The 2,951-nt window shown below is 61.7% G+C and carries 2 protein-coding genes and 1 pseudogene; 2 read left to right on the top strand and 1 reads right to left on the bottom strand.

The features are described from left to right. Window positions 1-140: 140 nt before the first annotated feature. Window positions 141-1,001, bottom strand: a complete 861-nt coding sequence (locus tag AB0323_RS23910) for a sugar phosphate isomerase/epimerase family protein (protein ID WP_366179540.1) — start codon at window positions 999-1,001, stop codon at window positions 141-143. Between the two features lie 238 nt (window positions 1,002-1,239). On the opposite strand from AB0323_RS23910, the gene AB0323_RS23905 reads away from it, so the two are divergent. Further along, window positions 1,240-2,235: a substrate-binding domain-containing protein gene (locus AB0323_RS23905; protein ID WP_366179539.1), complete on the top strand. Its 996-nt coding sequence runs from the start codon at window positions 1,240-1,242 to the stop codon at window positions 2,233-2,235. A gap of 69 nt (window positions 2,236-2,304) precedes the next feature. Then, window positions 2,305-2,951: pseudogene (locus AB0323_RS23900) on the top strand (ABC transporter permease); the annotation flags it as partial.

Genomic DNA, 2,951 nt, shown 5'->3' with positions numbered 1-2,951 from the left:
ACCCTCAACCTACAAACCCCAGCCAACCGGCTCAACCAGCTGCTGCAGGCAGCCTAAACCCCCTGCGTTGCTACGACCAGTTGACTTTGCCGCCCCATAACGACAACAAATGCGAGTCAGTTGGGTTGGCGGGAGGGGCGTCACGCCGGAAAGCAGGCCAGCGCCGTGGACCGTGCGGCTTGCAGTGCGTCCAATACGGGACGTTTGCGGTGTTTTTCGGAGAGGATTTCCACGCCCCACGGCCCTTTGAAACCGATGGCCTGGAGGGTGTCGATGAACCCGGTGACGTCCTGGTCTCCTTCTCCACAAAGTCGGCGATTGTCCCGGGTGTCCTCGAAGAGCGTCCCCTTGATTTCCGCGTCGGCGTCATTGAGTTCCACCCCGAAAATCTGCTCGGCGGTGACGCTGCGGGACAGCTCCTCCAAGCTCGTTCCGGCACGGAAGACATGCCAGTAATCAACCAGCAGGCCGCATTCGGGCATGTCAACTGATCGCATAAGCTCGGCGGCCGCCGGCATCGAGCCGACCATCGAGAACGGCATGGGCTCGAGGGCAATGCGCGTCCCTCTTTTTGAGGCTTCCCTTGTCAGGCGCCGCAACGGCTCCACCAGGAAATCGAGGTCATCCAAGGGCTCGCCGAACGCCGTTCCAATCTTGATGAAGCGCGCCCCCAGTATTTCGGCGGCGTCAAGGAGCAACTCAAACTGCGGCATCCATTCATGGGACAGGGAGTCGTCCCACCAGTTCGTAAGTAGCTCCACTTCGACGTGGCGGAAGCCTGCCTGGTCAATGAGATTCTTGAGCCCGGAGAAACCGATGGTGTCCCTTGCAGCGACGAGATCGTCGTACGCCAATCCGAACCCGGCCCATCCGGTTGAGGCAATGGCTTCCAAACGCTCGCCGATAGGGACAGGACTGATCTCGGGCGTATTCAACGGCGCGATATTTCCTGCGCTCGTCCAGCAGGTCGCGATTAGTTCGGGGGTGCTTGAGTACGTCATCGTTCTCCTCGCGACGGTGCGCGGCTAGTTAAGGCAGGTGGGTGGGAACACCCGTCGACTATTCAATTGGAACGCTCCATTGACAATTGGTCAAGCCTTGATTTAGCGTTGGAGCGTTCCACAAAGCGATGTGGATCACATCCGTTCACGGCTAGATGGTTCCGTCCTCCCGCCATGTCTTCGAAGGCACAGCAACGGGGTCGACGGTCGAAATACGCGACATCAAAGGAGATCTCACGTGGCAAAGTTCAATTGGCGGCGGGGCGCAGTAGCCCTTGCCGTAGTACCGCTTCTGGCCCTGGCAGGATGCTCAACCGGGGGCGGGAAGCCGGCCGACACCGCCAACGCCGCGGGTGGGGGGCAGGCGGCAAGCACTCCGCGGATCAAGGTTGCGCTCATCACCCACGCCGAGGCTGGCGATACGTTCTGGGACATCGTGCGCAAGGGTGCGGAGGCCGCGGCAGCGAAAGACAACGTCGAGGTTCTTTACACGAGTGATGCCGATGCGGGTCGCCAGTCCCAGCTGGTGCAGCAGGCCATCGACCAGAAGGTCGATGGCATCGCGGTCACGATCGCCAACCCGGGCGCCATGAAGGATGTGCTGAAGAAGGCCACCGCCGCGGGCATCCCGGTGGTGAGCTTCAACGCTGGTGGGGACGTCTCCGCGCAGATGGGGGCGTTCACCCACTTCGGTTCCAACGAGACCCTGGCTGGCGAAGCGGTCGGCGCCAAGCTGGCGGGGGACGGGTACAGGCACCCGATCTGCGTGATCCAGTCACAGGGACAGGTGCAACTCGAACAGCGGTGCGCGGGTGTGAAGACGAAGGTGCCCGGCACTGAGATCCTTTATGTCAACGGGGCCGACATGACGGCGGTGCAGTCCACTGCGACGGCGAAGCTGCAGGCCAGCAAGGATGCTGACGTGATCATCGGGCTCGGCGCCCCTATCACTTTGACCGTTATCAAGGCCGTGACAGATGCCAACAGCCCGATCAAGGTGGCCAGCTTCGACCTGAACCCGGCGCTGGCGCAGGCGATCAACGATGGCAAGGTCCTGTTCACTGTGGACCAGCAGCCGTGGCTCCAGGGCTACCTGTCCATTGACTCGATCTGGCAGAACAAGCTTGGTGGTTTCAAGGTCGGCGGCGGGCAGCCTGTCCTGACGGGCCCGACGATCGTTGACAAGTCCAATATTTCCGATGTGCTGAAGTTCGTCCAGCAGGGCATCCGCTAATCCGATGATGGTTCAGCTCGCGCGGCTTGACTTCCTTGCCGCGCGAGCTGACAGAGAAGGAAGTGTTCCATGGCTTTAGTTACTGCCCCGGCGCCCAAAACTGCCGCGGATGAGCGGGTCGCGAAGCGGAGCCCGGTTCAGAAGTTTTTGGGGAGGCCCGAGGTCGGCGCCCTCGTGGGGGCCGTCGTCCTCTTCATTTTCTTTGCTTCGGTGTCGCAGACGTTCACCCAGCCGAACGCGCTCGCCACCGTCCTGTATGGTTCCTCGACGATCGGGATCATGGCGGTGGGGGTGTCGTTGTTGATGATCGGTGGCGAGTTCGACCTCTCCACCGGTGTGGCCGTGATCTCTTCGGCCCTGACCGCGTCGTTGTTCAGCTGGTATTTCTCCATGAACGCCTGGGTCGGCGTTGGGCTGGCCCTCGTCGTCTCGCTCGGCATCGGTTTCATCAACGGCTGGATCCTGGTCAAGACGAAGCTGCCGTCCTTCATCGTGACGCTCGCGACGTTCCTGATGCTCACGGGCCTGAACCTGGCGTTGACCCGCCTGATCGGGGGGTCGGTGTCCTCCCCGTCGATTTCGAAGCTGGACGGCTTCGATTCGGCCCACGCGGTGTTCGCGTCCTCGATCAGCATCGGCGGGGTCGAGGTGAAGATCACGGTGTTCTTCTGGATCATCCTGGTCGCGGTCGCCTCCTGGGTGCTGCTGCGCACGAA

The organism is Arthrobacter sp. NPDC080031, assembly GCF_040702485.1.
Classification (GTDB): domain Bacteria; phylum Actinomycetota; class Actinomycetes; order Actinomycetales; family Micrococcaceae; genus Arthrobacter.
The sequence above is the reverse complement of the archived record's forward strand: the minus strand, read 5'-3'. Positions and strand labels throughout refer to the sequence as shown.

What these genes read in the sequence shown, in the direction of transcription:
- AB0323_RS23910 (WP_366179540.1), bottom strand. Translation starts at nt 1,001, where the DNA reads ATGACGTACTCAAGCACCCCCGAACTAATCGCGACCTGCTGGACGAGC.